This window comes from Aureispira sp. CCB-QB1 (assembly GCF_000724545.1).
Classification (GTDB): domain Bacteria; phylum Bacteroidota; class Bacteroidia; order Chitinophagales; family Saprospiraceae; genus Aureispira.
This window is the reverse complement of sequence record NZ_JHBV01000183.1, coordinates 1-1335: the sequence shown is the minus strand read 5'-3', so window position 1 is coordinate 1335 and position 1335 is coordinate 1. Positions and strand designations below refer to the sequence as shown.

Genomic DNA, 1335 nt, shown 5'->3' with positions numbered 1-1335 from the left:
AAATACTTTTCAACACTCTTGAGCTGCTTCTCATTTTCAATCTTCATCGCTTTGTTGTTGGTTTGGTTCTTCCACCGAATATGCACATAAGCAATGTAATTTCGTTGTACTTTAGCTTTCGGCTTGGTATTGGCGTTGGAGGTGTTCATCGTTTAGCAATGGTTTAAATTTTTGTATGAATAGATTCGTTAGTTCTTTGATTTTTGATTCGCTGAGGTTAGGGTCTCGTTTGATTCCCTGGTACCATTTCCAATAAGCTTGGTTGGTCAGCTCGTACACTCGTTTGGCACCATCACTTGGCAACAATTCTAGCATTTTGCTGTAATGGCTGTTCATCCATTGGATTTGCTCAAAATAGGCTTTGGACGAGCGGTTTTTATCAAAATAATTGGCTTGAATCCTGTCCCAATCCGCCACAGAATAGCCAAAGGCTTTTTGAGCAGCCGTCGAGCTTAGATAATTCACAGGATACCACAAAGCATAACCTTTCTTTTGGGCATGTTTCTCTTGCTTGATAATGGCATGTGCTACAATTTCCACCGCAGAGCGCTCTACATTCGGCAGCCTTGCCGCAAAGTTTTTGAGCATCCTTGGTTGGTTTTTCGCCACCAAATAGGCGGGATTTTGCTCAAAGCTTTGAATCTTTGCTTTTCGATAGGCCTGTACGTGCTTTTCTGCCTGATCCAAGAGACTTTCTAAGAGCAACTGACACTCTGTATTCGTCTGCTCGTTAAACACTCGATTTTGATACAAATTGTAGCGCATCAATTCCCACAGCTTGAAGCTAGAAAATTGTTTTTTGCTCCAATTTTGCGGCGGAAAAGTTGGAAATGCCACAGGCTTCGACTTGATTTCTCGTCCTTTATCCTGAATATTGGATGGATTCAACTTGCCGACAGGCAAAGCCGCTTTATCCACACTGGATGGAGTATTGGTTATTGATTTAAGTTCTTTATCCTTATATAGTAAAGAACTTGTTCTATATTGCGGTAAACTTTTCCCTATAGCCTCAAAAAAAGAGGCATTATCAGAGACCGCAGATCCTTCGTATTTTGCCTTTATACACAACACCTCTGGATTTATCCACAACTGAAATTTGCCTCGCCCTGAGGGGCTTTTTTCGCAGGGAAACGGGTTTCTATGTCCTGTTTGAACATAGTTCACCTTTTCAGTGATAATGCCGATCTCCAACATCAATTTGATTTGATTGTAAACGGTCTTGTCCTTTGGAGTCAAGGCGGCGTGGTGCTGGGTGTCGTTTAACATCGTTTGCAAACTTGGAATGGTGGTAAAACAAAAATACTGTCCTGTTGCTCGACATTCCTCGTACAGCTC

Annotated in this window: 1 protein-coding gene; it reads right to left on the bottom strand. The window is 41.8% G+C overall.

Going from position 1 to position 1335, the window contains the following annotated elements:
- Positions 1 to 111: 111 nt before the first annotated feature.
- Positions 112 to 1335 (bottom strand): hypothetical protein (locus CG11_RS30785; protein ID WP_197044018.1); only part of this gene is annotated, 1224 nt, incomplete at its 5' end.